Annotated in this window: 28 protein-coding genes; 8 read left to right on the top strand and 20 right to left on the bottom strand. The window is 59.9% G+C overall.

Annotation, left to right across the window (positions count from 1 at the left end):
* Positions 1-5 precede the first annotated feature (5 nt).
* Both CWS72_RS18525 and CWS72_RS18520 read right to left on the bottom strand, forming a co-directional pair.
* On the bottom strand, positions 6-1,784 hold the full coding sequence (locus tag CWS72_RS18525) for a GMC family oxidoreductase (protein ID WP_101252122.1): 1,779 nt from the start codon (positions 1,782-1,784) through the stop codon (positions 6-8).
* 4 nt (positions 1,785-1,788) lie between these two features.
* Complete coding sequence (locus CWS72_RS18520) at positions 1,789-2,502, bottom strand: gluconate 2-dehydrogenase subunit 3 family protein (protein WP_101252121.1); 714 nt, start codon at positions 2,500-2,502, stop codon at positions 1,789-1,791.
* A gap of 661 nt (positions 2,503-3,163) precedes the next feature.
* Here CWS72_RS18520 and CWS72_RS18515 point away from each other — a divergent pair.
* Entirely contained in the window at positions 3,164-3,811 is a 648-nt protein-coding gene (locus CWS72_RS18515) for a BON domain-containing protein (RefSeq protein WP_101252120.1), read from the top strand.
* Positions 3,812-4,119: 308 nt separating this feature from the next.
* Here the strand turns inward: CWS72_RS18515 and CWS72_RS27500 are convergent, their stop codons facing one another.
* On the bottom strand, positions 4,120-4,710 hold the full coding sequence (locus tag CWS72_RS27500; RefSeq protein WP_146002806.1) for a hypothetical protein: 591 nt from the start codon (positions 4,708-4,710) through the stop codon (positions 4,120-4,122).
* Positions 4,711-4,856: 146 nt separating this feature from the next.
* On the opposite strand from CWS72_RS27500, the gene CWS72_RS18505 reads away from it, so the two are divergent.
* From CWS72_RS18505 to CWS72_RS18485, 5 genes are all read left to right on the top strand, one after another.
* Positions 4,857-6,296 (top strand): efflux transporter outer membrane subunit, encoded by a 1,440-nt coding sequence (locus CWS72_RS18505; RefSeq protein WP_101252118.1) that lies wholly within the window; start codon positions 4,857-4,859, stop codon positions 6,294-6,296.
* A complete protein-coding gene (locus tag CWS72_RS18500) occupies positions 6,293-7,588 on the top strand; it encodes an HlyD family secretion protein (protein ID WP_101252117.1) in 1,296 nt (431 codons plus the stop codon). The genes CWS72_RS18505 and CWS72_RS18500 overlap by 4 nt, the downstream gene beginning before the upstream one ends.
* A 3-nt stretch (positions 7,589-7,591) precedes the next feature.
* Entirely contained in the window at positions 7,592-10,336 is a 2,745-nt protein-coding gene (gene rbbA / locus CWS72_RS18495) for a ribosome-associated ATPase/putative transporter RbbA (RefSeq protein ID WP_101252116.1), read from the top strand.
* 70 nt (positions 10,337-10,406) lie between these two features.
* Positions 10,407-11,462, top strand: coding sequence for an ABC transporter permease (locus CWS72_RS18490; RefSeq protein ID WP_101252170.1), 1,056 nt, complete (start codon positions 10,407-10,409; stop codon positions 11,460-11,462).
* Positions 11,463-11,493: 31 nt separating this feature from the next.
* The gene (locus CWS72_RS18485; protein WP_158240719.1) at positions 11,494-12,105 is read left to right on the top strand and encodes a DedA family protein; all 612 of its coding nucleotides are present in this window, start codon (positions 11,494-11,496) and stop codon (positions 12,103-12,105) included.
* Positions 12,106-12,172: 67 nt separating this feature from the next.
* On the opposite strand, the gene CWS72_RS18480 is transcribed toward CWS72_RS18485, so the two are convergent.
* The 9 genes from CWS72_RS18480 to CWS72_RS27895 form a co-directional block, all read right to left on the bottom strand.
* A complete protein-coding gene (locus CWS72_RS18480; protein WP_101252114.1) occupies positions 12,173-13,687 on the bottom strand; it encodes a cyclic nucleotide-binding domain-containing protein in 1,515 nt (504 codons plus the stop codon).
* Positions 13,684-14,307: an endonuclease/exonuclease/phosphatase family protein gene (locus CWS72_RS18475; protein WP_101252113.1), complete on the bottom strand. Its 624-nt coding sequence runs from the start codon at positions 14,305-14,307 to the stop codon at positions 13,684-13,686. Before CWS72_RS18475 ends, CWS72_RS18480 begins: the two co-directional genes overlap by 4 nt.
* A gap of 236 nt (positions 14,308-14,543) precedes the next feature.
* Positions 14,544-16,010, bottom strand: a complete 1,467-nt coding sequence (locus tag CWS72_RS18470; protein WP_199175781.1) for a phospholipase D-like domain-containing protein — start codon at positions 16,008-16,010, stop codon at positions 14,544-14,546.
* A 61-nt stretch (positions 16,011-16,071) separates the two neighbouring features.
* Positions 16,072-17,100 (bottom strand): lipid A deacylase LpxR family protein, encoded by a 1,029-nt coding sequence (locus tag CWS72_RS18465; protein WP_158240718.1) that lies wholly within the window; start codon positions 17,098-17,100, stop codon positions 16,072-16,074.
* A 1-nt stretch (position 17,101) separates the two neighbouring features.
* The gene (locus tag CWS72_RS27495; RefSeq protein ID WP_158240717.1) at positions 17,102-17,392 is read right to left on the bottom strand and encodes a PepSY domain-containing protein; all 291 of its coding nucleotides are present in this window, start codon (positions 17,390-17,392) and stop codon (positions 17,102-17,104) included.
* Between the two features lie 8 nt (positions 17,393-17,400).
* On the bottom strand, positions 17,401-17,808 hold the full coding sequence (locus CWS72_RS18460; protein WP_101252110.1) for a hypothetical protein: 408 nt from the start codon (positions 17,806-17,808) through the stop codon (positions 17,401-17,403).
* Positions 17,809-17,832: 24 nt separating this feature from the next.
* Positions 17,833-18,384, bottom strand: a complete 552-nt coding sequence (locus CWS72_RS18455) for a general stress protein (RefSeq protein WP_101252109.1) — start codon at positions 18,382-18,384, stop codon at positions 17,833-17,835.
* 187 nt (positions 18,385-18,571) lie between these two features.
* Positions 18,572-19,807 carry an NRAMP family divalent metal transporter gene (locus CWS72_RS18450; RefSeq protein ID WP_241911803.1) on the bottom strand — a complete coding sequence of 412 codons (1,236 nt, stop codon included), beginning with the start codon at positions 19,805-19,807 and terminating at the stop codon, positions 18,572-18,574.
* Between the two features lie 77 nt (positions 19,808-19,884).
* Positions 19,885-20,025 (bottom strand): hypothetical protein, encoded by a 141-nt coding sequence (locus CWS72_RS27895; protein ID WP_158240716.1) that lies wholly within the window; start codon positions 20,023-20,025, stop codon positions 19,885-19,887.
* Positions 20,026-20,709: 684 nt separating this feature from the next.
* On the opposite strand from CWS72_RS27895, the gene CWS72_RS18445 reads away from it, so the two are divergent.
* Entirely contained in the window at positions 20,710-21,153 is a 444-nt protein-coding gene (locus CWS72_RS18445; RefSeq protein ID WP_158240715.1) for an OmpA family protein, read from the top strand.
* Between the two features lie 736 nt (positions 21,154-21,889).
* Here the strand turns inward: CWS72_RS18445 and CWS72_RS18440 are convergent.
* From CWS72_RS18440 to CWS72_RS18430, 3 genes are all read right to left on the bottom strand, one after another.
* A complete protein-coding gene (locus CWS72_RS18440) occupies positions 21,890-22,045 on the bottom strand; it encodes a DUF3309 family protein (RefSeq protein WP_101252106.1) in 156 nt (51 codons plus the stop codon).
* Positions 22,046-22,180: 135 nt separating this feature from the next.
* On the bottom strand, positions 22,181-22,573 hold the full coding sequence (locus CWS72_RS18435) for a PRC-barrel domain-containing protein (RefSeq protein WP_101252169.1): 393 nt from the start codon (positions 22,571-22,573) through the stop codon (positions 22,181-22,183).
* A 74-nt stretch (positions 22,574-22,647) separates the two neighbouring features.
* On the bottom strand, positions 22,648-22,818 hold the full coding sequence (locus CWS72_RS18430) for a CsbD family protein (RefSeq protein ID WP_101252105.1): 171 nt from the start codon (positions 22,816-22,818) through the stop codon (positions 22,648-22,650).
* On the opposite strand from CWS72_RS18430, the gene CWS72_RS18425 reads away from it, so the two are divergent.
* Positions 22,817-23,110: a hypothetical protein gene (locus CWS72_RS18425; protein ID WP_101252104.1), complete on the top strand. Its 294-nt coding sequence runs from the start codon at positions 22,817-22,819 to the stop codon at positions 23,108-23,110. The genes CWS72_RS18430 and CWS72_RS18425 overlap by 2 nt on opposite strands.
* A gap of 70 nt (positions 23,111-23,180) precedes the next feature.
* Here CWS72_RS18425 and CWS72_RS18420 read toward each other — a convergent pair whose 3' ends face one another.
* From CWS72_RS18420 to CWS72_RS18405, 5 genes are all read right to left on the bottom strand, one after another.
* Positions 23,181-23,540, bottom strand: coding sequence for a hypothetical protein (locus tag CWS72_RS18420; protein ID WP_146002803.1), 360 nt, complete (start codon positions 23,538-23,540; stop codon positions 23,181-23,183).
* A 142-nt stretch (positions 23,541-23,682) separates the two neighbouring features.
* Positions 23,683-23,907: a hypothetical protein gene (locus CWS72_RS18415; RefSeq protein ID WP_101252168.1), complete on the bottom strand. Its 225-nt coding sequence runs from the start codon at positions 23,905-23,907 to the stop codon at positions 23,683-23,685.
* 136 nt (positions 23,908-24,043) lie between these two features.
* The gene (locus CWS72_RS27890; RefSeq protein ID WP_158240714.1) at positions 24,044-24,220 is read right to left on the bottom strand and encodes a hypothetical protein; all 177 of its coding nucleotides are present in this window, start codon (positions 24,218-24,220) and stop codon (positions 24,044-24,046) included.
* A gap of 107 nt (positions 24,221-24,327) precedes the next feature.
* Positions 24,328-24,477 (bottom strand): DUF3096 domain-containing protein, encoded by a 150-nt coding sequence (locus CWS72_RS18410; RefSeq protein ID WP_101252167.1) that lies wholly within the window; start codon positions 24,475-24,477, stop codon positions 24,328-24,330.
* A 48-nt stretch (positions 24,478-24,525) separates the two neighbouring features.
* A complete protein-coding gene (locus CWS72_RS18405) occupies positions 24,526-25,086 on the bottom strand; it encodes a lipid-binding SYLF domain-containing protein (RefSeq protein ID WP_101252102.1) in 561 nt (186 codons plus the stop codon).
* Between the last annotated feature and the right edge of the window lie 86 nt (positions 25,087-25,172).

The following is a 25,172-nucleotide window of genomic DNA, read 5'->3' as shown; positions in this document are numbered from 1 at the left end:
TTCCTTCACGCATCGATCAGCGGGCGGGGGTCTTTGAGGTAGTCGTTCCTGATCGCCTTCGCCGCCCAATAGGCCAGGGCGGCGACCATGCCGGTCGGGTTGTAGCCCAGCCCCTGCGGAAAGGCGCCGGACCCCAGCGCAAAGACGTTGTGGACATCCCAACTTTGCAAATAACGGTTCAGCACACTTGTCTTGCGGTCGAGCCCCATGATCGTGCCGCCGGCGAGATGCGTGGTTTGGTAGGGCCTGGTATCGAAATGGTCGCCAAAGTTCTTCTGCACCACCTGAATCGACTTCGGTCCCATCGCTTTTGCGAGGTCGAGCGCCCTGCTGGTGATGTAACGGCTCATCTTGATGTCGTTTGCCTTCCAGTCGAAGGTGAAACGCAGCAGAGCCTGGCCATACTGATCCTTGTAGTCGGGATCGAGATCGAGATAACAGTCCCGATAGGCCATATTGGTGCCATGCACGTCGAAGGACACCGTGTTGACATAGGAGTCCTTTACCGCCTTCTTCCAGCTTTTGCCCCATGCCGGCACGCCATCCGGGACGGGTATGCCGGAAATCGGCTTCGTGCCCGCCTGGTTGCACCAGACGGGCGCGCCGCCGACGAAGCCGAGCGATCCATGGTCGTAATGGTCGCCGTTGAAATCGTCGAGAGCGACGGCATTGCCGCCGGAACCGATGAACGGGTTGGTATTCTTGCCGACATCGAAGAAGGTTCGGATCGTCGCCATGGTCTGGTAGGTGAAATTCTTGCCGACCGTGCCTTCGCCGGTCCGGGGGTCATATTGCTGGCCGATCCCGGACAGCATGAAGAGCCGCGCATTGTTGTAGGCGAAGGTGCTGACGATGACGAGATCGGCGGGTTGTTCGACGACCTCGCCCTTCGGCGTGACATAGGTGACGCCGGTTGCCCGCCGTTTGGCGGCGTCGAGAGTGACGCGGAGGACGTTGCAGTTGGTCCGCAATTCAAAATTCGACAACTGGCGCAAGGCCGGCAGAATGTTCACATTCGGCGAGGCCTTTGAATAATTGTAGCAGGCGTAGCCTGAACAGAAGCCGCAGAAAGTGCATGGCCCCATCTGACATCCATAAGGATTTGTATAGGCTTCGGACGCATTGGCCGATGGTTGAAGGAAGGGGTGGAAGCCAACCTCCTTGGCGGCTTTCATGAATAAAGCCGCCGAATAGGGGGTCTTCTGGGGGGGGAGCGGATAATGGTCGGAGCGATCCGCCTCGAACGGGTTGCCGTCGCCGACGACTTGCCCTTTTACCCGATAGGCCTGGCCGGAGGTGCCAAAGACCTTTTCGGCAAAATCAAAATGCGGCTCCAGTTCCTCGTAAGTGACACCATGATCCTGGATCGTCATGCCATCGGGAATGAAGGCCTTGCCATAGCGTTCGATGTAACGGGTGCGCAGCGCCAGTTCCTCGGGACGAACCCGCCAATGCTGACCCGACCAATGCAGGCCGGCGCCCCCCACGCCATCACCGGGCTTGAAGGCCCCGATCTGCCGATAGGGCACCGCCTGATCGGCGACGCCATGCCGGAAGGTGAAGGAACTGACCGCTAAATTCTGAAATAATTTGAAGCGCTGGAGGTGGGTCAACTCATCGAGAGTTTTCGGATAGGCGCCGTCCGGATAGGTGTCGCGGAAGGCGCCGCGCTCCAGGGCAACCACGTTGAGGCCAGCTTCGGTCAATTCCTTTGCCATGATCGCCCCGGTCCAGCCGAATCCGACGATCACCGCGTCCGTTCGAGGCATGATGCGATTGGCCATGATTTCATCCCCCCGTCACGGCAACCGAGACCGGACGGAACGGATATTCCCGGCCGTATTGTTCAACCCAGTCGATATAATCGGCGCGCGCACCCGGGAAATTGATCATCCGCCATGCGGCCATATCCTTATTGCCGCCATGAACAGGATCGCAGAAATAGCCCTCGCGAGTATTTTGGAGAAGCTGATCGAAGAAGACCAACGGCGGCAGAATGCCAATGGTCAGCGTCCCATGTTGCAACTGGCTGATGGCGTCATCCCTGGTCGGCTCGTCGAGTTCCACCAGGCCTTTGCCGAACCTGGCCTGGACGGCCTTGTCGAAAGCCGGCAATGCCGCACGATAGAGCGTGCGCGGCGTGAACGGTAGTTGGTATCCCAATTCTGCCGGCGCGTCCCGGAATGGTCCCTGCATATACCAAAGCGCCCCATAGCCGTAGGGTTCGCCCATCTGCCGATCGATGAATTCGGGAACGCCCGCTTCCAAAGCGCCCGGCCCCTCTTCATCCGCCGGGATCAGGCGATCGACCAAAGACATCAGCAGCGCCCATTCCGATGCGGTGAAATAGGCTGGCTGATAGGCTTTCGGGGCCGTCTCTGCGGCGGCCAGACCCAGCGAGGGGTGGAAGAACTGTTGTGCCAGGACGAGCGTCGCCGGGGTGGTGGCCAGGGCGGTTCGCAGGAAGGCCCGGCGGGACGGCGAGATTCCGGTCGGTTTCATGGCGGGGATCCCTTTATTTGTTGTTCGGCGGGAATCGACGGCGCCGATAGCATCGGCGCGCTGATCCCGACGATTCTGAAACGCCGGCAACCGCGAAGGAGCGGCCTTCGAGGGACGCATGCGGGTCTGGCGGGCTCGTCATGTGGCCATGGCTGCGCTCATGCGCCTGGTTTTGGGTGCCGAACGCCCCGCCAAAGAAGTTTTGAGAGTAATCGCCGCCCAAGTCGGGACGGAAGATTCGGATAATACCTATCGACGGCAATCACCGGCGCAATCGCCAGGCTTCCATCCATCGCTTATGAAAAAGCCCGCGACATTCAGTTGAGGCAACGCCGGAATTAACGGATAAGAGGCCGGTTTCGCCTGCCAGATTCATCGGGATAACCAACCAACTCGACGAGAAGAGTCCCGCTGATCCGGAGCAATGCTTTGCCCAGATCAGACTCTAATACCAAGTCTCGATGAGGATGACTCATCGAGACTTGGTCTGGCCCATTGAGGGCTCGGTGATCGGTTCCGATCACCGAGAGTTGGAATAAGTAGATTCCGATCCTGTGTTCGTGCTCCTCGTGGAGGATAGTCGGCCGTCACCGGCTTGAGACCCGCGTGCGGGTGCTTGAAGCGCGGGAAGGCTCAAATTCACCCGGATGGAGAATCCGAAATGTCCTACGACGCTGTGCTGAAACAATCCGTGCTCGACGAACTGAAATGGGAGCCCAGCGTAAACGCCGCTCATATCGGCGTCACCGCCAATGCCGGCGTGGTGACGCTGTCGGGTCACGTCGCAAGCTATGCCGAGAAGAGCGCCGCGGAGAAAGCGGCAGCCCGGGTGAAGGATGTCAAGGCCGTCGCCGAGGAAATAGAAGTTCGCCTGCCCAACGAAATCAAGCGGGGCGACGAGGAGATCGCGACAGCGGCCGTCCATCACCTGTCTTGGGATTCATCCATTCCCGTCGATGCCGTCAAGATCAAGGTTGAGAATGGCTGGGTTAACCTGAGCGGCGAAGTCGAATGGCATTTCCAGCGGGAGGCCGCGGCCCGGGATGTGGGCGGACTTTTCGGCGTGATCGGCGTCACCAACGAGATAAGTCTCAAGGTGAAGCCGAACGCGACAAACATCAGGGACAAGATTTTGGTTGCGTTGCATCGGTCATGGTTCAATCCGAAGTCAATCTCGGTGGTCGTCCAGGATGGTAGCGTGGAACTGAGCGGGACCGTTCACGAATGGACGGAACGATCGATCGCCGGATCCACCGCATGGGCCACGCCCGGCACAACCTATGTCGAAAACAATATCCAAGTCAGTTGACGAGATGGATGTCTCTTATACCAGGGCTCGGTGATCGAAACCGATCACCGAGCCCTCAATCGCCGGGCGGATTTCTCCAAAACTCTGGGCTTCGCGCCAACGATGGAGAAAACGAAGCACTCATTGAGCGGGAAATGCGAGTGTATTGACACAAACAAAAAATACGGCGATTTCGTCAATGCACGACAGCCCGAACGGCATTCGAGCGATGAAAAAGCGGAGCTTTTTCGCTCTTGCAGACTCTAGTGCATTGAATCACTCGAATGATTCAATGCACTAGGTATTTTCCGGTCCTCTTCTGGGATCGTTCAGCGATCTAAGCTGTGTTCAACAATATATGGAAACAAACAATCGGTGACATCATGGCCGAAGAACATCGGGCCGCGGAACATCATAGATCCGCTGTCAGTCATCACGAGGCGGCGGCGCGATATCACCGGGAGGCCTCGAAGCATTATCAAATCGGGCACGATCACGCCCATGCGGCGCATCAGGCGCTGATCGCCCTCGGCCAAGCCTGGCAGGCCGTCGACCACGCGAAAACAGCCAACGGATATTATGCCGATCACGACATCGATTCGCTGCAAAAATACATGGAGCAGGTTCCTCGCTTCCTGTCTAAGCCTTACGACTCTGCCGGAATTCCGCAAACCACCCTCGGTTGCGCGGAACATCACGCCGTGGCGGCCGACAACCATGAGCAAGCGGCGAAGCACCATCGTCGAGCCGCACAGCATTGCGACGAGAAAAACTACATGATGGCCGCTTGCGAAGCGCATCTCGCTCATGGACATGCGCAACATTCCATCTTCCACGGTATCGAAGCGGCGAAGCATCACGTCGATCATCAAACGCAGAATCCGGCTGATCGCCGCGAACTCGATGCGCAGGGGTGGCATGAGTAGTTTCCGATCCTGACCGCGCCAGACGGACAATCCTAACATTGATGAATTCGACCGGCGGGATCCAATAGCCTCGAGCTCTCTCCGTTCATCGAAAGAGTTCCCGATATCCCGATATTGACCGTCAACTGTGAGTTTGTTTGATGGGTTTGCCTAGAACCAATGTTCTGATCGCAGCAATGTTTCTTGCCGCCTGTTCGTTCGCTCCGGAGCACTCGCGGCCACCCATGCCGGTCCCCAATGCGTGGGCGCCGGCTGACCGTGGCGTCGCGAAGGCGGCAAGGCCTGCTCAATGGCAGCAATTCTTCGTTTCTCCCGAGTTGGGCGCCTTGATCGGTGCGGCGATCGACAACAACCGAGATCAGCGGATCGCGATCTGGCGGGTCGAAGCCGCGCGGAGTTTGTATCGCGTCCAACGGGCGGACTTGTTCCCGCAAGTGGGCGTCGGCGCGGACTTTTCACGCTCACGGACACCGGCGGACCTCTCCTATACCGGGAAAACCCTTATCGCCAGTGATTACAACGCTTCGGTGACCGCGAGTTGGGAAATCGACCTGTGGGGCCGTGTTCGCGACCTGGACGCCGCCGCTCTTGAAAGCTGGCTGTCGACGGACGAGGCTCGCCGGGCCGTTACCTTGAGCCTGATCGCCGACGTTGCCAACGCATGGCTGGTTGCCCGCGAATTGGATGAACGGATCGGGTTGGCTGGGCGGACGATCACCAGCCGTCGCGAATCGGCGCGCATCGCCCGCAGGCGTTATGAGGTCGGATCAGCGCCCCGCCTCGATATGACCCAGGCCGATGCGCTGCTGGGACAGGCCGAAAGCGCCCTGATCGCGCTCCAGCAGCAACGCGAAAAGACGGGGAATGCATTGACGCTTCTCGTCGGCGTCCCCGTGGCGACGGAGGTGACGGCGTTGTTCTCGATCGAGGACTCGGTGGTGGGGGATTTACCGCCGGGATTGCCATCGGAACTCTTGGCGGACCGGCCCGACATCCGAGGGGCGGAAAACCGTTTGCGGGCGGCCGAGGCCAATATCGGCGCGATGCGCGCGGCGTTCTTTCCGCGCATCGCGCTGACCGCCGATTACGGAACGGCCAGCGCCGCGCTCGACGGCCTGTTTGTCGCCGGCAGCAGCGCCTGGACCATCGCATCCAGCGTGGCGATGCCGGTGTTCGACGGCGGTCGCCTGCGAGCCAACCTGGACGGAGCGAAAGCTCAGCGGGCCATCGCCGTGGCCGAGTACGAACGGACGGTGCAGACGGCTTTTCGCGACGTCGCCGATGCCTTGGCGGCGCGGCGGTGGCTTGGTCAGCAGGTGACGGCGCAGCGGCAAACGCTGGCCGCCTTGAGCGAACGCGCGCGCCTTTCCGATCTGCGCTATCGCCATGGCGCGTCGACTTATCTCGAGGTGTTGGATGCCCAACGTGATCTTTTCGCCGCCGAGCAGGCTCTCGTTGAATCGCGCCGCGCCCGCCTGTCGAGCGAAGTCGATCTGTATGCCGCGTTGGGCGGCGGCGGCGACGATCCGTCCGCGAACACCGTGGCTGGAATCCAGGAAATGAATGAGCGGGCACAATGACGAATGGTGACAGCCGGGTTGATCCGAAGGTCGCGGCAAAGCCAGCCCCGAAGGCCGCGGCGAAGTCCGAGACGAAGGTTGTGGCGAAGCCGCATCCGAAGGCCGCGGCGAAGCCCGACGCGAAGGTTGTGGCGAAGTCCGACACGAAGGTTGTGGCGAAGCCCGATCCAAAGGCCGAGGCGAAGCCCGACCCGAAGGTCGCCGCACAAGCAGCGGCGCAGCTTTCCAGGAAAAAATGGATTGTCGGCGGCGCGATCCTTTTGGTGGCGGCGGCTCTCCTCGGCATTCTGCTCTGGTGGTTCCTGAAGCCCAAGGAGCTTGGCGACGGTTTTGCCAGCGGAAATGGCCGTATCGAGGCTGTCGAGATCGATGTCGCGGCGAAAACGGCAGGTCGGCTGAACGAAATCCTCGTTAACGAAGGTGATTTCGTAACAAGCGGCCAGATTGTCGCTCGGATGGATACCAAGGTGCTTGATGCGCAGCATGACGAAGCCGTCGCGGAACTCGCGCGGTCCGTCAGCGCCATCGCCATCGCGGAAAGTCAGGTGGCGCAACGCCGAAGCGAGCGGGCGGCGTCGCAAGCCGTGGTGGTGCAACGCAAGGCCGAATTGAACGTGGCGGGCAAACGTCTCGCGCGATCGCAGACCCTGTCCAACGAAGGTGCCGCCGCCGTGCAGGAATTTGACGACGATCTGGCCAGCCAGCAGGGAAGCATCGCCGCCGTCGGCGCGGCGACGGCACAGGTGGCGGCGGCCGACGCCGCGATCGTCACGGCTCTCGCGCAAGTGGTCGGCGCGCGATCCGGCGCCGACGCCACTCGCGCCGCCATCGTTCGGATTCAAGCCGATATCGAGGATAGCGCCTTGAAGTCACCCCGCGACGGTCGGGTCCAGTACCGGGTCGCGCAGCCTTCCGAAGTGGTTGCCGCTGGCGGGAAGGTGCTCAATCTCGTCGATCTGTCGGATGTCTATATGACCTTCTTTCTGCCCGAAACCGCCGTGGGCAGGATCGCGCTGGGAACCGAGGTGCGCCTGGTGCTCGATGCGGCGCCGCAATGGGTGATTCCGGCCAGCGCGTCGTTCGTGGCCGACGTCGCTCAGTTCACGCCCAAGGCCGTTGAAACGGCGAGTGAGCGGCAGAAACTGATGTTTCGCGTCAGGGCCAGGATCGATCCGGCGCTGCTGAAGAAGTTCAGCCGGGATGTGAAGACGGGGCTGCCCGGCGTGGCCTATGTCCGGCTCGATCCGGCGCAGGCTTGGCCGGACCGCCTCGCTCTTCGTGTGCCGAATTAAAAGATGTCCTCTTCCGATCAGGACGCGATGGTCATCCGGCTCAAGGACGTTCGTCTGAGCTATGGCGCGACGCAGGCACTCGATGGGATTACGCTGGAGATACCGGCGGGAAAAATTGTCGGCGTGATTGGACCGGACGGGGTCGGCAAGTCGTCCCTGTTCAGTCTCATCGCGGGCGCCCGGGCGCTCCAGGATGGACAGGTCGAGGTATTGGGCGGTGACATGGCCGATCGCCGACACCGGACCGCGATTTGTCCCCGTGTCGCCTTCATGCCGCAGGGGCTGGGCGTCAACCTTTATGCCACGCTTACGGTCGTCGAAAATCTCGAGTTTTTCGCCAGGCTTTTCGGCCAGGGCAAGGCCGAGCGGGATGGCCGTATCGACGATCTGCTGGGCAGCACCGGCTTGCTGACGTTTCGCGACCGGCCGGCCGGCAAGCTGTCGGGCGGCATGAAACAGAAATTGGGGCTCTGCTGCGCCCTGATTCACGACCCGGATCTGTTGATCCTCGATGAACCCACCACCGGCGTCGATCCGCTTTCGCGGGTTCAGTTCTGGGAATTGATCGAGCGCATCCGCGCGTCGCGACCGGGCATGAGCGTCGTCGTCGCCACGGCCTACATGGAAGAGGCGGCGCGCTTCGATCAGCTGATTGCGATGAACGCCGGGCGGATATTGGCCGTCGGCACGACGCGGGATCTTCTTGAGCGTACCGGCGCCGATACACTTGAGGACGCCTTCATCGCGATGATGCCCGAAGAACAGCGGCGCGGCCACCGGACCATCACCATCCCGCCGCGAACCGATGACGCCACGCATGAGGTGGTGATCGAGGCCAAGGGTTTGACCATGCGCTTCGGCGATTTCACCGCCGTCGACCATGTCGATTTTCGCATCGAGCGCGGTGAGATTTTCGGCTTTCTGGGCTCGAACGGCTGCGGAAAGACGACCACCATGAAAATGCTGACCGGATTGCTGTCGGCCAGCGAGGGCGACGCCTGGCTGTTCGGACGCCGCGTGGCCACCGTCGACGTCGAGATGCGACGACGGGTGGGCTATATGACCCAGGCTTTCTCGCTTTATTCGGAACTGACCGTCGCGCAAAATCTGACACTGCACGCGCAGCTTTTCGGTGTGCCGGCGGCGGATGTGCCGGGACGCGTCACCGAGATGGTCGACCGCTTCGAGCTTGCCGCCGCCGTTGACGCGTTGCCGGATAATTTGCCGCTGGGTGTGCGTCAACGCCTGTCGCTGGCCGTGGCGATGGTGCACAAGCCCGAGCTTCTGATCCTGGACGAACCGACCTCTGGCGTCGATCCGATCGCCCGCGACATGTTCTGGCAGATGATGATCGATCTTTCCCGGCAAGACCGGGTCACGATCTTCATCTCGACCCATTTCATGAACGAGGCCGAACGCTGTGATCGTATTTCCCTGATGCATGCCGGACGCGTGCTGGTCTGCGATACGCCGGCGGGGGTTGTCGCCGGCCGGGGGGCGAAGACGCTCGAGGCCGCGTTCATCGGTTATCTTGAGGATGCCGGGGGAGGCGAAGCCGCGCCGGCCTCCGTGCCGGCCGGAATCAAGGCCGGGGATGTAAAGCCCGCCTTGAACCAAAGCGGTTTCAGCCTCCGGCGCCTGTGGAGCTACACGCTTCGCGAATCGCTGGAATTGCGCCGCGACCCCATCCGCGGCACCCTTGCCTTGCTTGGCACGGTCATTCTCATGTTCATCATGGGCTATGGAATCAGTCTCGATGTCGAGAATATCCATTTTGCCGTGCTCGATCATGACGATACGGCGCTCAGTCGCGGCTATGCGCTCAATCTTGCGGGCTCGCGCTATTTCCTCGAACGTGCCCCGATTACCGATTATGCGGATTTGGACCACCGCATGCAGACGGGCGAGCTTGGTCTTGCCGTCGAATTGCCGCCGGGCTTCGGGCGGGATATAGACCGGGGGACGCCGGTCTCCGTCGGCATGTGGATCGATGGTGCGATGCCCCAGCGCGGCGAGACCATTCAGTCCTATGTGCAGGCCATGCACGCCGCCTGGCTTTCGGACATGGCGCTCGGCAGAACGGGATCGCGGCCTTCCTTAAGCCCCGTCGATGTGGAAATCCGCTTTCGCTACAATCCCGATGTCGTCAGCATCGTCGCGATGGTGCCCGCGCTGATTCCGCTTTTGCTGTTGATGATCCCGGCCATGCTGACGGCCCTCAGTGTCGTGCGCGAAAAGGAACTGGGCTCGATCGTCAATCTCTATGTGACTCCCGTGACGCGCAGTGAATTCCTGATCGGCAAGCAGATACCCTACGTCATATTGGGCATGGTGAACTTCGTATTGCTCACCATCCTGGCGACGACGGTCTTCGGTGTGCCGATGACGGGCAGTTTCGCGATGCTCTCAACCGCGGCATTCATTTTCATCCTGGCGGCGACGGGCATCGGGTTGGTCATGTCGACGTTCATGAAGAGCCAGATCGCGGCGATTTTCGGCACGGCGATCGGAACCATGGTCCCGGCGGTCCAATATGCCGGACTGGTCAATCCGGTGTCCTCTCTGGAAGGGGCGGGCGCCGTCGTGGGGCGAATTTTTCCAGCCACATATTTTCTGATCATCGCGCGGGGCACTTTTTCCAAAGCACTCGGCTTCGTGGAGCTTTGGCCTTCGCTGATGCCAATCCTTGCCAGTGTCGTCGTGCTGATGACGCTCTGCGTTTTTCTCCTCAAGAAACAGGAGACGTGACATCGGTCACTTGGCCAACATTCTCCGGCTCGGCGTGAAGGAATTGCACAGTCTGGCCAGTGACCGGATCATGCTGGTTCTGATCGCGTACGTCTTCAGCCTGGGCATCTATGTGGCGGCGACCGTCATGCCCGAAACGCTCCACAACGCTCCGATCGCCATCGTCGACGAGGATGCCTCGCCGCTTTCCGCGCGGATCGCCGGGGCGTTCTATCCTCCCCATTTCCAGGTGCCGGCGATTATCTCGCAAGCGCAGTTGGATCCCGGTCTCGACAAGGGAACCTATACCTTCGTTCTCGATATCCCGGCCGATTTCCAGCGCGATCTGCTTTCCGGCCGGCGACCGGGCGTACAGCTTAACGTTGACGCCAATATGATCAGCCAGGCGTTCACCGGGAGCGCCTATATCCAGTCGATGGTCGGCCAGGAGGTGGCGACATTCCTGCGACATGATCGTCCGAGCGCCGAGGCGCCGGTTGCGCTGGCACTGCGCGCGCGTTTCAATCCATCTCTGACCCAGGCCTGGTTCGGCGCGGTGATGGAGATCATCAACAATGTGACGATGTTGTCCATCATTCTCACCGGGGCGGCTCTGATTCGCGAGCGCGAGCGGGGCACGATCGAACATCTGCTGGTGATGCCCGTTTCGCCGTTCGAAATCATGTCCGCCAAGATCTGGTCGATGGGGCTCGTCGTACTGTTGGCCGCCACCTGTTCGCTGATTTTCATGGCGCGAGGCGTGTTGGGGATTCCGCTCGCCGGATCGATGCCGCTTTTTCTTGCCGGCGCGGCTCTCGATATTTTCGCGGCCACCGCGCTCGGCATCTTCATGGGCACCGTCGCGCGTTCGATGCAGCAATTCGGGATCATGGTGATCCTTGTGCTGATTCCGCTCCAGGTCCTTTCGGGGGGCATTACCGCGCGCGATAGCATGCCGGAAATCGTACAGGACATCATGATGGTCGCGCCGACCACCCACATCATCATTCTTGCCCAGGCCGTCTTTTATCGCGATGCCGGTTTTGGTGTCGTGTGGCCGCAGTTCCTGGCCCTGGCGGCCATCGGAGGCGTATTCTTCGGCGCGACCTTGCTTTATTTCCGCAAGGCGATGAAGACGATGGCCTGACGTCATGCCGGATTTCGGACATGAGTTGGCAATGTTGGAGCCCTGGCTCCATCACTACGGCATTGTCGCCGTCTTCATAATCCTGACATTCGAGTCCTGCGGAATACCGCTTCCCGGAGAATCGTTGCTCATCGTCGCCGCGATGCTGTCCGGCCGCGGCGACTTTTCAGTGGGCAGCCTGTTCCTTTCGGCGTGGGCGGGAGCCGTTCTCGGCGACAATATCGGATATCTGATCGGCCGGATCCTGGGCCATGATCTGTTGCTGCGCTATGGGGGAAAAATCGGACTGAACGCCGCGCGAATTGGCAGGATCGAGGCGATTTTCGCGCGGTATGGTCCGGTGGCCGTGGGTTTTTCCCGTTTCTTCAGCGTGTTGCGCCAATTGAACGGTATCGTCGCCGGAACCATGAAGATGGATTGGTGGCGCTTCCTGATATTCAATGCCCTTGGCGGCGCGCTTTGGGTCCTGGTGTGGACCATGGCCGGTTATTATTTCGGCGCCCATGCCGCGGACGGTATCGGTTTCATCCGCAAATGCGGATTTTGGGGCGTGATCGTCGTTTCCATCGTGCTGATCGTGATCCTGGCATATGGATATCGACATCGAATATTGGCACGGTGGCGGCGAGACAAGATGAATTGAGCGGCCGGCGAGAAAAAGCCCCTCTCCCGCAAGGGGCGAGGAGCAAGCCTATGAAACCCGCTCTCCCTCAGTCGAGTCCGAAGAGATCCTTCACCCGATCGGCCAGCCTTGTCGCAAAATTTTCATTGTTCTTGTCAGGGGGGGCAAGCTCCGCGAGGATCGATTTTCCAACAGCCTCCCGTCGTGCCAGGGTCTGACCGAGTTCCGCGGCGATCGCCGGTATTTCCTTGAGGAGCGGAGTAAGGTCATCCTTGGCGATTTCATAGACAAGCGCCTTTGTCAGGGCCTTGATCTTGAACATGCTCGCCGTGCCGGTCAATACGCCGGCCTGACCGAAGCAGTCTCCCGGAGCGAGGCGTGTCACTTCCCCTTCCTCGCTCCCCTGGCTTTGGAGGGCGACCAGGACACCGGAACTGAGGATGAACAGCGCCTGGGCGACGATACCCTGTTCGATCAGAACGTCGCCCGCCTTGAAAATCCGGCGGGTCATTTTGGGAGCAAGGGTTGCACGTTCGTCATCTGAAAGCGGCGCGAAGATCGGCAGATGGTCCAGTAATCGTTGGGCGGCATCCGCCGGTTCCCGCCGTGTCGCGCCGGGCGGCAGGGCGAAGGGACTACCCGCCGGCGGCGCCAGGCGAATGCCCTCGGACCGGCAAAGCCGGAACACAAGATCGTAAACCTCGTTTTGAGCGTCCTGACCGTCCTCGATGGTCGTGACGAAAAACTGGACTTCGCATTCCAGGGCAACGGCATCGAGCGACCGAACAGTCACGGATGGAACCGGGACCCGGAGGATCCGGTTGCAGCTCAGCAACGCCGTTTGTAAGACCGAGCAGCCGCGCGAGGGCACCGTCGCGGGATCAAGCCTGACGATGATGGTCAGGCCATGGGCCAGCGTCGGTCTACTGGCGTTGACGAGTTTCGCCTTGGCGACGATGCTGTTCGGGACGCTCGCAAGATCATTGCTGTCGGTGAGGATCTGCGTCGCCCGCCAATTCGTCTCGATGACACGCCCTTGCAGGCTGCCATCCAGGATCACCCAGTCTCCTGGGTGATAGGGTTTGGCGAGATTGAGGACGATGCCCGAGAAGACGTCCCCCAGCGTGTTCTGCAACGCGAGGCCGAGGACGATGGCGATCACCCCGGAGGCGGCGAGAACGCCGCTGACGGGGATGTCGAAAACATAGCCGATGATCGCGAGGACGGCGCAGACATATATGAAACCGGCGATGAGATCCTGCAGCAGACGGGTTTCCCGGGCCTGCCTCTTATAGACGAGGACGGCGCGGAAAAAGCCGGACAGCAGCCAGGACGCCGCCAGCCACCAGACGATCTTGAGAGCGCCGCTGACGACGTAGGTCAGGGTCCAGTCCATCTTGGGCGTCGCTTCGAAGGGTATCACCCTGGCGACGAGAAGCATGGAGGTGAAGCCGGCGAAGGATGCGAGTTGACAGAGAAACCGTCCGACCGGGCGATCTCGAAATGCGAGCCGGGTCACCAGGAACCCCACCACGAGGAAGGCTCCGGCGAGAGCCAGGGGATCTGGAATCTTCGAAAGCAGGAGGGCAAAATCGGCGTTCATGCTGAGAGTCCGTCGCTTCGATTTGATTGCGGGATGCGGAGCCGAACCATGATGGGGCGATGGTCGGAGCCGCCTTTGGACAGAACCCCCACCTCGGTGCAGTCCAGATTGCGCACGAAGCATCGATCCAGGCGCAATGGCAAGACGGCGCCGGCGAAATGCGTGGCTATCCTGGGGCCAACGTCCCGGAATCTGTTCTGAAGTACCGGCCCGACCATATTGCAATCGCCCAGGACGGCAGCTCTGACCGGCAGACTGTCGAAGATCAGGCCCAACTGTCGTCGATTGAGTATCTGGCCATGCGACAAATGGACATTGGCGACGGTAAGGCCGGAAAGGCCGAGGATCTGGCAAATACGCGGCACCATCAGTCCCGACTGCAGTTTGATGGATTGTGGTGCCGTGCGGAACGGGGTCGGGCTCCAGGCCGCCAGGCCGTGGCGGCGCCCCGGAAGCGGGTGTCGGGCGTAATAGCCCCCGAGTCGTGCGGGCAAGGAATCGATACGGCGTGTTGCTTCCTGCATCAGAAGAAGGTCGGGGTGTTCGTCCTCGATCAGATGCACGATTTCATCGAGCGTGGCACCCGCAAAATGCAACAAATTCCAACTGATGATTTTCATATTGTTCCTGCCGGTCGCCGCTGCGGCAACGCTGCAGGGCAATCGGGTGATCCCGCGTGCCCTGGTTTAAATTCTTGCCCCTCACACGCCGGGCGGCGGACATCCGTCCGCCTCGGGCTTCCTCCGCTAAAGCTTCAGGGCGATCAACGCGCCAACGCGGAGAAGATTACTTTTGGAAGAACAACTTGCGCGCGTTCACCCGATTGCCCTGGGCAACGCTGGCTATGGTCTTTGAATTATTTATGTTCAGGCTTGTCGTTCGGTGGTTTTTCGAAGTGAAGGCGGCAGGCGCCGACCAGTAGGGAGGTTGCCACCCAAACCGCAATCGCGCCCAAGGGATAGGCGATCAACCAGGGGCGGGTGAGGGCGGCTGCGGCGAACAGCAGCAGGCCAATGCCCGCGAAGGCGATGTTGCGCACTTCGGATGCGCCCAGCACGCGATGCCTCGCCAAGGTCGCGCCGACCGTTCCGCCGAAGCCGATCACGCCCGCCAGAAGGCGGCTCGCCGTTCCCGCCCGCTTGCCGAGATAGCGTGCCTCATGCGATCCCGGCTGGGGCGTGGGCCTCGGCCGGCCGTGGCGGAGAACCACTTCCGTGGTGTTATCGAGGTCGCGCAGGTAAAGCGCTTCCATGTCCGCGGCCAGCGAGCGATCGTGAACGGTGATATCCAGTTCCCGATTGGTAATCCAACTGGCGAAGTTGGAATTGCTGGATCCCACCCGCGACCAGCATCCATCGGCCACGGCTGTCTTGGCATGCATCATCGGTCCGTTCCATTCGAAGATGCGGACCCCGCCTTCGAGCAAAGGACGGTAGGCGGAGCGCGAGATCGCGCCGACGAGAGGAACGTCGCCGGAACTCGGGACCAGCAGGCGCACGTCGACTCCGGCCTGGGCGGCCGTGGTAAGGGCCCGGACATAGGCCGTGGTCGCCACGAAATAGGCGTCCGCCAGCCATAGCGAGCGTTCGACGATTTCGGCCACCAACTGCTCCAGCCGATAAAGGCCCATGCTATCGGGATGTCCGGCGACGACCCACAGCCTGACGTCGCCCTGGGCCGCCGTTTCTTCCGGCGGCGTCAGCTCATTGGCCGGAAGGGCCGACCCGGCTGAGAGCCAACTGTCCGCGAAAGCCTGGCTCAGATGCGCCGCCGCCGGACCCCGGATTTCCATGGCCGTGTCCCGCCAGGCCGGAATGCCCCGGTCGGGGTGGCCGATCCAATTGCTGCCGATACACAACCCTCCGGTAAAGGCGAGCTGGTTGTCGACGCACAGAACTTTCCTGTGGTCGCGGCTTACCCACATCAGGGGGTTGTCGATCCGCGGCGGGTTGTAACAGCGGACCTCGACCCCGGCGGCGCGCATTTTCCGCCAGAACCGTCCCGAGGTCTTGCCCACGCATCCCAGCCAATCATAGATGACCCGGCAAGCGACGCCGCGTCGCGCGGCGTCGGCCAAGGCGTCGGAGAAGGCCCGCCCTATCTCGTCATCCCAGAAGAGATAGTTTTCCAGGTTGACGTTGTGCCTGGCCCGGGCGATGGCAGCCAGCCACGCCGGGTAGTTCTCGCCTCCGTCGCACAGCAACCGAACGGCGTTGCCATCAAATTGCTGGGCGTCGGCGACACGGCAAAAGGAGTTACTGGCCAGCGCATCCAGAGGCGTGCCCGGATTCCGCGATCCCAACGCATGACGCGCTTCACTCACCACCGGCCCCATGGATGTCGCATCGCTTTTCCCGCAGCCGATCTCCCGTGGTCCATGAATACTACATCGAAAATGAGAGGGTCGCGGTGCCGATTACGTCGGGGGTGTGCTGGCCGTCATATTCGCGGGTGCGGCGGATGCCGCTGATGTCGATGCGCCAGGAACGCGACCAGAACAGCGAGAAGCCGGCCTGTAAATCGGCGACGAAGACTCGTTTGTCGACGCTGGGGCTCGTACGAAACGAGTTCCCGTCGAGGAAGATGTTTTGTCCGACGACGCGACCCTGAGCGCCGGCGAAGACATAAAAGCCGAGATCGCCGTCAAGATGGTCGGCATCGAAATAGTCGGTGCCGGACAGGGCCGGGCGAATTCGCGCCGGTCCGTAATCGGCCCGCAGGTTCTTGCCGACCCGCAGCAGGCCTCCGGCGGCACCGTAGGTCATGATGTTGCCGACCGTCGCGCCCAGTTGCGGCACGACGTCGATGCCGTTGTCGCGGTCGCCAACCAGGGCGATGCGCCAGAGCCGTTCGTAAGTCAGCATTCCTCCCGGCTCGGTCTGGATTTCATGGCTCCAGCCCTGGGCCTGGGCAACGCCGATGAATTGATGGAAATCGTTCTGTGTCTGTCTCGCCAGCGATGCCGGTCCGACCACGCCGAGGTCGAGTTCGAGATTTTCGAGCATATGGCGGTTGCTTTCCTGGAGCAGGCTTGTTCCGACGTAAAGCCAGCCGGCGTAGGGCCGATCCCGGGGATCCGGCGGCTTGAGAGCCTGATTTTGCGGGGTGAAGATGCTTTGCCCCAGGAACAGGGCGTAGCGGCGCGTGCTCCGCGGAGAGGAGCCATCCTGCGAGAAGACGGGGGCGAGGCGGCCCGCGAGATCGAACGGACCATTCCAGCCACTGCCCGATTCGACGTCGGGCCCCAGATTAGATAGGCGCAGTCCCTGGGTATAGTGCTTGTCCGTATTGAAATAGGGGGAGTCGTTTTCTTCGAGGACCGAGATCCGATTCGTATCGTCGGCCCGCGCGGCGCTTTGAAGTGCCGATAGCGCGCAAGCTGATGCCAGCAGCCAGGCAAGAAGTCTCGCCATATCAATCACCTTCCGTTTCGATTTGTCCGTGGGGCGATAAAACGATGCGGACGGCGACGCCATTCCTGGTCGCCTGGCCGTGCCAGAAATTGTCACAGCCTTTCTTGAGCGCGTGGATCTGAAGATAGCCGGCCTTTGCCATCGCCTTCCTGGCCATATCGGCGGAAGACTTGTCGATTTTGTCATTAGCATCGCATCCGGAAGCGTGAGCCTCGTGGGCGAACTGGGGGGCAAGGCTCAACCCGGCCAGGACGACGACGGCAGCCATGGCGATGGATGATTTCGATGACATGATGTCTCTCATTTGTCCGCCGGATATCGCCTGTGCCACGTGTCCGCCAGTTCGTGGGACGCCGTTTCGAACGCGGTCTTGGCGTCTTGCCATTCCTCGTCGCTGGCGTCTTCCAATCGGTGTGATGCGGCCTCGATTTTGATCCAGGCCTTGTGCAGATCTTCCTCGGCGGCGGTTCCGGCGGCGCTTCCGTTGGCCGCCGCCTTATCGTTCAGGATTTGCAGTTTTTGCTGCCATTCCGCCGTTCTTTCGCGCGCCCTCTGCACGAAACCCTCCCGGTCGGCGGAGGAATCGGCGCGGGCCGCAATTTTAACGGGGGCGGATTCGATCGGAAAAACGGATGTGCCGGCATCGGCGGCGGTCCCGCCGATCAGCAGAAGTGGTCCCAGGACCAGCGAAGCGATGATAATCCTCATGGAAACCTCCTGTTTCGGTAACGTTCAGACGGCGGCTGGAACCGCCGGCTCGGTTGTTTTGCCGCAGCTGTGCACGGTGAGACTGGAGGGATTGGTTTCGGCGAGAATTGCCTTGGCCCTGGCGGTTTCCGCCGCGGAGCCGTGCGCCATTACCAGAAAGCTATCGGTTTTAACGGCGGCTTCATATTGGATGACGCTGTCCTTCGGGATCCCCATGCTGTAGAGGGCCGCGCCAAGGGCGCTCAGGCCACCCACCACGATGGCGTTTTCAACGGCGGCAATGATCGTGGCGGCCACATATCCCAGGACGACGACATGCCCGACGACGGGAATGGTCAGGAACAACCCGCCAAAAAACAATCCCCAAAGACCGCCCCAGAACGCTCCCCTGGCGCCCCAAAATTTGATCCGGTCACCAATATTGTAGAAGCCGACAACCTTTTCTTCGGTGTGGAATCCTTTACCGACGACACTGAGATTTTTCATCTCGAAGCCCGCTGCGGTGAGTTTTTTTACCGCGTTTTCCGCTGCATTGTGATCCGCGAAGACGGCGACGGCTGAATCGGTATTTTTCATTTGTGTCTCTTTCCAGAGGGAAGGCGGCGGTCGGTATCCCTTGTCTCGGGCTTCCGGTCAGATTGGGGGGCTTCGAAAAAGCCATGGGGGATAAGCCGGGTAGATGCGCCACCTCGTCGGAGCGATCATATCGGGCTGCGTTCCGGTGGCGGTAGGCTCGGAAACTACTCAAGTTTTGAAGCGTGGTTCAGGCCGGAACGAGCCAAGTGACGACCATCGCCACGACGGTGACGGTCATGACGATCGTCGCGATCCAGCCCATGACCTGCAATGGCCGTGGCAGCGTGAACCCGGCCATGATGGCGGAGCGCATCGACAGATGCATCATGGCGATCATCACCGGCACGGCGACGACGCCGTTGAGCATCGCGCTCCAATACAACGCCTTGACCGGATCGATGGCGGTGAAATTCAGCCCGACGCCGATCGTCGTCGCCGAGGCGATCACTGCATAAAAGGCTTTGGCCCGAAGTGGCCGGCGCGACAGGCCGACATGCCAACGCAACAGCTCTCCCAAGGCGTAGGCCGCCGATCCGGACAGGACGGGAAGCGTCAACAGACCGGTGCCGATGATTCCGGCGGCGAAGACGGCGAATGTGAAGCGGCCGGCGACCGCCCGAAGCGCCTCGGCGGCGTCGCTCGACGTTTGAATGTTGGTGATTCCATTGGCGTGGAGCGTCGCGGCGGTGGTGATAACGATGAAGAAGGCGATGACGTTGGAAAGCGCCATGCCGAGATAGGTGTCGATACGGATGCGGGCGAACGCGCCGCGCGCTTGTTCGGGGGCCCGGATGAGGGGGCGTGCGCCGGATAATTCCTTCTCGTCTTCGACCTCTTGTTCCGCTTGCCAGAAGAACAGGTAGGGGCTGATCGTCGTGCCGAGAACGGCCACGATCGCCATCGCGTAGTCCGGTTTCGCCGATAGCCGCGGCCAGATGACCGCCAAGCCGACTTCGGCCCATGGCACTTTCACCAGGAATGCGCAAATGACGTAGCTGAACAGGGACAGGCACAGCCATTTGAGAATCGAGACGTAGCGCGCGTAGCGGGTGAAAATTTCGAGGGCCGCCGAGAAGAGGCCGAACAGGCAGACATAGAGAAGGTCGGGGCCCTTGATCAGCAGTTTGAGCGCGGCGCCCATGGCGCCCAGATCGGCGCCCAGATTGATGATGTTGGTGCACAGCAACAAGCCGACGATTCCGCCTGAAAGCCAGCCCGGATAGTGACGGCTAAGGTTTCCCGCGATGCCAAAACCGGTTACCCGCCCGATGCGGGCGCTGATTTCCTGGATCGCCGCCATCAGGGGATAAGTGAAGAGCAGCGTCCAGGCGAGGCCGTAACCGAACTGGGCCCCCACCTGCGAATAGGTCGCTATGCCGCTGGGATCGTCGTCCGATGCTCCGGTGATAAGGCCTGGCCCCATGATCTGAAGGAGCTTTGGCCGGTCCGGCTGTTTAAGCGTGGAGTCGTCCATTCACCACCCTTCCGATTTGTGGCGTTTCAGGTCAGGAGCAGCAGGAGGGTGACGATAACTAGCGTGACGCCTTGTCCCTGATTTGTCCGGAAGCGTCCTTGAGACCATCTCCGGAAGGCGTGGATCAGGAACAGCACCAGGGTGACCAGAACAATCGTGAAGAGCATGGAATGGACTCCTGAAAACGGGGCGGCCCGTCTTTGGTTTCCCCCGTCCTTGGTTCCTACTGCGGCGACTCCTGATGTGAGCAATGTCGTCCGAATGGCTACGACAGAATGACGGCTGACGCCCCCGCGACGGTAGACTCGGGAACTACTCAAATCGCCTGGGTGTGGTCCCCGCGTCCCTGCCGCCGATCCGCGCGGTTTTGCATAAGTAGTTCCCGAGGCTGACGGGATCTGGTTATCCCGCGCTATGCTTCGACTTTGGCAGAGGTGATTTGCCGACTTCCATGCCCGTTGTCGGTTCGATGGTGGCCCGATGACGCTCTTGCGGTGGCTTCCAGGTACACCCTTTTTTCCCGCTGATTCCATCGCCTTGTGACGACCGTGCGGGCCGGAGCAACAGGAGGTATGAGATGACCGACGAGAATAATCAGTCCGATGAGACAAAGCGCCCAGAACCCGAGACGCCGGAACATGCCGGACCGGAGGCGGGGCAGACCGGGGGGGAGAAGATCCTTCGGGCGGGTATGAGGCCTCCGGCCAATAGGCTGACGGCACCCGGACGGAAGCCGCTCTTCCGCAACTGAACAAGGCCAACCAGAGCCCGAAGTGGCGCTCGGGCTCTCCACCCTTCATCCAGAATGAAGCACGCCACTGGCCGACATGCACGAAAGAACAGGATTAGTCATGACATTGGGCAGATACATGCTTATGGCCGGGGCAGGTTTCGCGTTGAGCGCCTGTGTGATTGCGGGCGGCGGCTCGCCGCCAACCGTGGACGCGCAAGGTACTCCCGATCTGAACAAGTTCGAGGTTTTCTTCGATCCCGACCGTTCGGAGATCAGTGAGACCGCCGCGAAGATTCTTTATGAAGTGGCCGATAGCGCGAAAGAAAATCCGGCTGCCCAGGTCAAGCTCTCGGTGCATTCCGTTGCCGCCGGATGGGATGCGAACAGTCAGGCGCTGTCGGAACGCCGGGCCGAGGCGGTCAAGGCGGAACTGATCAAGGATGGCGTGCCGCCGTCGCGAATCTCCAGCGTGGATATCGGGACGGCCCAGCTTACCCCGACGGACGATGGGGTTCGCGAACCGCAAAATCGTCGAACCGAAGTCACCTTGTATCTGAGGTGAACAGAGACAAAGCGTGTCATTCGCGAGCCAAAGACGAAGTAATCCTTCAGTGGCACCGGCGTTCCTGCCCATGGGTGGGAGGATAAAAAACCCCTCGCCCGCTTTGCGGGAGAGGGGGCGAGCGCAGCGAGCGGGGTGAGGGGACTTACGCGCGATGAGCGCGGAAAAAGTGTGCAGAAACAAACAAGTCTTTATGTCGCGCCGACGCGCGAACCCCTCACCCGCTCGCTCACGCTCGCCGCCCTCTCCCACAAGGGGCGAGGGCTTATCCGAGCGCCTTGTTGGGCGGGCACGCCGGTGGCTCTGTTTTGTCGAAGGCTGGCAGTGAAGTGGCCCCTTTCCAGAGGTGGAAAGGGGCCACTCGTAACCGCATGGATCAGCCGACCTGGAGGGGATGGGGCAGGGGGGCTTGCATCATGCGGCCTCGGTCTGGTTTTTTCTTGCCGTCGCTTCCAGAGGCATCAGCGCCTAAGGGAAAATCTGTTCTTTCCGTATGAATGCTGGTGAACGCGAAGTATTGATGCAGTTTTTTCTGGCGTAGTTTGCAAGCTTACGATCAGTTCAACGACATTCGTGGAATTCTCGTTGTCGCAATAGACATTGTCGGCAGTGCTTTCGGTCTGTTGGGTGGATCCGATGCTTTGATGAATGTTTCTCGCTCTGTATATGCACATCACATGTCCTCCCTACCGACGGGGAAATTCAGACGGACATATATTCAAAATGCTTTACAACACTAGATTCGTCCCTGAAGCAGCAGGACGACGACGATGATCAGAAGGATTCCCAATCCGCCACTCGGGAGGTAACCCCAGTTCGTGCTGTGAGACCATCTCGGCAAGGCGCCGATTATGAACAGCACCAGAATGATCAGTAGGATAGTGCCGAGCATGGCATGAACTCCCGAGCAAGAAGGTGTCGTATCGAAAATATATCAATGCATTGTTTCATCTGTATTTTTCTAAAATACCAACTTAGAGATGATGTTGGTAGACTCGGAAATTACTCATATTCTTTCATCTTTCGCTCAGGTGCTGTAGTTGAATGCCGGCAGGCTCTTCAGCGATTCTTTGGTGGCGCCGCGGAGCAGCATCTGATTGTCATGTATTTCCAGCGCATTGTAGGGCACGACGACGAATTTGGTGCCGATGCCCAGGAAGCCCCCGACCGACAACACCGCAAAGGGAACCTTGTCCGTGGGGGTGACGATCAGGTCGTCGATTTTTCCGACAATCTCGTTGGCTTCGTTGACGACGGTACTGCCCACCACTTTGGTGGTCCGGTATCCCGTGGCCAGCGACAGCGGGTCGATCTTCATCACGGACAAGGTCTGAGGAACACCCTGTGAAAAGGCGGGGCCGCTTGCGGCTGCCGCGATGACGATGAGGGCACCGGCCAGAAGCGTGATCGGACGTGTCATGGGAATATCCTTCAATTGATTGGCGGCATTAAAACGCGGAGCGGACGAAATGGGCGCTGTCCTTTTTGCCGGCGTTATTTCTTCAACGCGTCCGTTACGCCGCCGATGGCGTTCTGGATCTTTCCCTTGCTTTTGTCGGTTTTTCCTTCGGCGACGAGTTTGGCGTCACCCAAAGCCTTCCCCGTTGTTTCTTCGATTGCGCCTTTGGCCTGTTTGGCGATGCCGGCGATGCGATCCTTATTCATGGTTTTCGGTCTCCAGTTTCTGCCGGTTCGTCATTCCGGTTCTCAGCTTTGCTTCGGCCGGAATGACGAGAAAATGTTTTGCCGTGTCGCATCCCATCATGGCGGCGACTGTTTCGTCGTGGTGGTTGTCGTCGAAGACGTTACCGGCGGCGGTTGCACGGTGGTGGTCTGTTCGGTGGTCGTTCTGGTGGTTTTTTCCGAACTGCCGCAACCCGCCAGCAAGATGGTGTTGGTGAGAAGCGCTGCGACAGTCAAAAGTCGAAGGGGGAGCAATGTCGTGGTCATGGTTTGACTCCGATGCGATCCATGTTGGCGAATAAGTGCCGTGGGGACGGGGACGAAGCGCGGCGCCGCGGTCGGGCCTATTGTCCCGTCGTCGTGGTCGTGCGCTTGATCGTCGTCGTGTCGCTACCCGGCGATGAGGGGGTGCGTTGTTCATTCGTGGTGCTCAATTTCGAGCCGTCCGGGGCAGTGGTCTGGGTGCTCGAGCTGGAGGTGCTTCCGCTGGCGCCGCTTGTATAGCTCTGGCTCTTGTCGGTTTCGGTGCCGTTGCTTTCAATGGTTTTTTGGGACTTGTGGGTACTGTAGCTGCCGACGGCCGGCGCAACCGTGGTGGTTGTCGATTGTGTCGATGTCGTCGTATCGGAAGAGGGGCTTTGGGCGAATGCGGCGACGGCCATCATCGAGAACGCGCCAACGCTAAATAGTAAAAGGTTTTTCATCTCGTGTTTCCTTTGTAAAATAGTTCTCTTTTCGAACATTATATTGTAATAAGTTCGGGGTATAGGGTCGGAAAATACCCATGTATTTTTACTTTATTTTTAATATATTTTTTGGATATTGATGCTGCCAGAGCGAGCGATCTTACCGCCTGCGGTACAGCCCGCCGCTGACGAGGACGATTCCAAGGATCAGGGCGCCGCCGCTGACCAGCGGAGGGATGACGTGGGACGTATCTTCCTGAGTTTGAATCTGCAGATCGCCTACTCTCGCCACATCCTTCGTCTGTTGTGTGGTGAACACCGGGATGGCAAATCCGACAATACCGAGGAAGGCTAGCAATATTCCCGAGATTATCAGTGTATTCATCGAGCGTTCCATGACCGTCTTCCTTGTGCGGATGGTTCGGCCAAGGCGGCCGATTGCCGGTGACGAGAATTTGACGGATGCAGATCTGGGTCTGGTGTCAAATTATCAAAATAGTGTCGGCTGTTGATGGAATCCACTATTCGGAGGCCGTCTGTGCGGATGCTTCAAGCATGGCCGCATCCTTGTCGTAGTCACGGGCCAATTTTTCAAGCTCGTTGGCGATTCCGTAGGACAGTGCCTGTTGTGCCAGGCGACGGCATTGCTGGGCGCGCTCAAGAAAATATGCCATGCCCATTGTTTCTTCATTTTCCATCGTAGTTATCTCCCAAGATCATAGGTCACCAGGTGAGGTTTTCGTTTACCGTTCGTGTTGATCTAGTGTCTTAGTGAAGTTGATGAATTATTTTTTTAGAAATTTGTCTAGAAGGAAAGTCGGTGGGATAGCCCAATGGCTCCCACCACGATCAGGTAAATTGCGACGATATAATTGAGAAGTCTCGGTTGAAACAGGATGAGGATGCCGGATACCAAGGCGATGATCGGTTCGATGAGGAGTGTATTCGATGTCATGGGGAAGATCCTCTCTGGGTGATTGTCGCTTTGGGCCGGCATCATCGTTCAGTTCTTGATTCTTGAAATCTTCGTTCCCTCAATACTGATGCCGATCATCAGGCCCTGCTGATCGAATATGAAGGCGTAAGCATCATCCTTGAGCGTTGAACTGGACAAATTCTTGGCGACGCCCTCGTTCACGACAACGACCGTCGGTCCGACACCGATTTCCCATCCGGCCGACCGATTGATGTAGCTTTCAGCCTTCTTGGTCATCAGAAACACGGCATATCCATAGGACTGGGCGCCCGCCTGCAGGCCCCAGGAGCCGGTAAAGGAATTGTAGTAGCCGTCGATTTTCGCTCCCCGCTTCAATTCACCTTCGCCATATGCCGCGCCGAAGACGAGGCCGGCTTTGACGATGTTGGGGAAAACGAGAACCGCTCTGGCCTTCTTCGACAGGTCCACCGCGATGGGATTGGCTTTGTAAAGAATTTGGAGTGCCTGTTCGGAGTCCCGATTGATGTCTTCCGCGGCGGCCGCGTTCGCACGGTCGACGACCGCCGATGACACCAGTGCCGCGGTGGCGAGAGACGTCGCCAGAAAAAGTCCTCGGACGTTCATCATGTTTCATTCCTAATTTGAAGGCGTTGAGTCCGTTCCCATGCCGTGGTCATCGACGATCATCGGCCTGGTCCTCTGAATAACTGTTT

This window comes from Telmatospirillum siberiense (genome assembly GCF_002845745.1).
In the GTDB taxonomy this organism is placed as follows: domain Bacteria; phylum Pseudomonadota; class Alphaproteobacteria; order Rhodospirillales; family Magnetospirillaceae; genus Telmatospirillum; species Telmatospirillum siberiense.
Note: the sequence above shows the minus strand (reverse complement) of the source record. Positions and strands in the feature narration are given on the sequence as shown.

Excerpts from the sequence above, each read along its gene's own strand:
- CWS72_RS18525 (WP_101252122.1), bottom strand. The coding sequence starts at position 1,784 with ATGGCCAATCGCATCATGCCTCGAACGGACGCGGTGATCGTCGGATTC.
- CWS72_RS18520 (WP_101252121.1), bottom strand. The coding sequence starts at position 2,502 with ATGAAACCGACCGGAATCTCGCCGTCCCGCCGGGCCTTCCTGCGAACC.
- CWS72_RS18515 (WP_101252120.1), top strand. The coding sequence starts at position 3,164 with ATGTCCTACGACGCTGTGCTGAAACAATCCGTGCTCGACGAACTGAAA.
- CWS72_RS27500 (WP_146002806.1), bottom strand. The coding sequence starts at position 4,710 with ATGCCACCCCTGCGCATCGAGTTCGCGGCGATCAGCCGGATTCTGCGT.
- CWS72_RS18505 (WP_101252118.1), top strand. The coding sequence starts at position 4,857 with ATGGGTTTGCCTAGAACCAATGTTCTGATCGCAGCAATGTTTCTTGCC.
- CWS72_RS18500 (WP_101252117.1), top strand. The coding sequence starts at position 6,293 with ATGACGAATGGTGACAGCCGGGTTGATCCGAAGGTCGCGGCAAAGCCA.
- rbbA (WP_101252116.1), top strand. The coding sequence starts at position 7,592 with ATGTCCTCTTCCGATCAGGACGCGATGGTCATCCGGCTCAAGGACGTT.
- CWS72_RS18490 (WP_101252170.1), top strand. The coding sequence starts at position 10,407 with ATGCTGGTTCTGATCGCGTACGTCTTCAGCCTGGGCATCTATGTGGCG.
- CWS72_RS18485 (WP_158240719.1), top strand. The coding sequence starts at position 11,494 with ATGTTGGAGCCCTGGCTCCATCACTACGGCATTGTCGCCGTCTTCATA.
- CWS72_RS18480 (WP_101252114.1), bottom strand. The coding sequence starts at position 13,687 with ATGAACGCCGATTTTGCCCTCCTGCTTTCGAAGATTCCAGATCCCCTG.
- CWS72_RS18475 (WP_101252113.1), bottom strand. The coding sequence starts at position 14,307 with ATGAAAATCATCAGTTGGAATTTGTTGCATTTTGCGGGTGCCACGCTC.
- CWS72_RS18465 (WP_158240718.1), bottom strand. The coding sequence starts at position 17,100 with ATGGCGAGACTTCTTGCCTGGCTGCTGGCATCAGCTTGCGCGCTATCG.
- CWS72_RS27495 (WP_158240717.1), bottom strand. The coding sequence starts at position 17,392 with ATGTCATCGAAATCATCCATCGCCATGGCTGCCGTCGTCGTCCTGGCC.
- CWS72_RS18460 (WP_101252110.1), bottom strand. The coding sequence starts at position 17,808 with ATGAGGATTATCATCGCTTCGCTGGTCCTGGGACCACTTCTGCTGATC.
- CWS72_RS18455 (WP_101252109.1), bottom strand. The coding sequence starts at position 18,384 with ATGAAAAATACCGATTCAGCCGTCGCCGTCTTCGCGGATCACAATGCA.
- CWS72_RS18450 (WP_241911803.1), bottom strand. The coding sequence starts at position 19,807 with ATGGGGCCAGGCCTTATCACCGGAGCATCGGACGACGATCCCAGCGGC.
- CWS72_RS27895 (WP_158240716.1), bottom strand. The coding sequence starts at position 20,025 with ATGCTCTTCACGATTGTTCTGGTCACCCTGGTGCTGTTCCTGATCCAC.
- CWS72_RS18445 (WP_158240715.1), top strand. The coding sequence starts at position 20,710 with ATGACATTGGGCAGATACATGCTTATGGCCGGGGCAGGTTTCGCGTTG.
- CWS72_RS18440 (WP_101252106.1), bottom strand. The coding sequence starts at position 22,045 with ATGCTCGGCACTATCCTACTGATCATTCTGGTGCTGTTCATAATCGGC.
- CWS72_RS18435 (WP_101252169.1), bottom strand. The coding sequence starts at position 22,573 with ATGACACGTCCGATCACGCTTCTGGCCGGTGCCCTCATCGTCATCGCG.
- CWS72_RS18425 (WP_101252104.1), top strand. The coding sequence starts at position 22,817 with ATGGTTTTCGGTCTCCAGTTTCTGCCGGTTCGTCATTCCGGTTCTCAG.
- CWS72_RS18430 (WP_101252105.1), bottom strand. The coding sequence starts at position 22,818 with ATGAATAAGGATCGCATCGCCGGCATCGCCAAACAGGCCAAAGGCGCA.
- CWS72_RS18420 (WP_146002803.1), bottom strand. The coding sequence starts at position 23,540 with ATGAAAAACCTTTTACTATTTAGCGTTGGCGCGTTCTCGATGATGGCC.
- CWS72_RS18415 (WP_101252168.1), bottom strand. The coding sequence starts at position 23,907 with ATGAATACACTGATAATCTCGGGAATATTGCTAGCCTTCCTCGGTATT.
- CWS72_RS27890 (WP_158240714.1), bottom strand. The coding sequence starts at position 24,220 with ATGGAAAATGAAGAAACAATGGGCATGGCATATTTTCTTGAGCGCGCC.
- CWS72_RS18410 (WP_101252167.1), bottom strand. The coding sequence starts at position 24,477 with ATGACATCGAATACACTCCTCATCGAACCGATCATCGCCTTGGTATCC.
- CWS72_RS18405 (WP_101252102.1), bottom strand. The coding sequence starts at position 25,086 with ATGATGAACGTCCGAGGACTTTTTCTGGCGACGTCTCTCGCCACCGCG.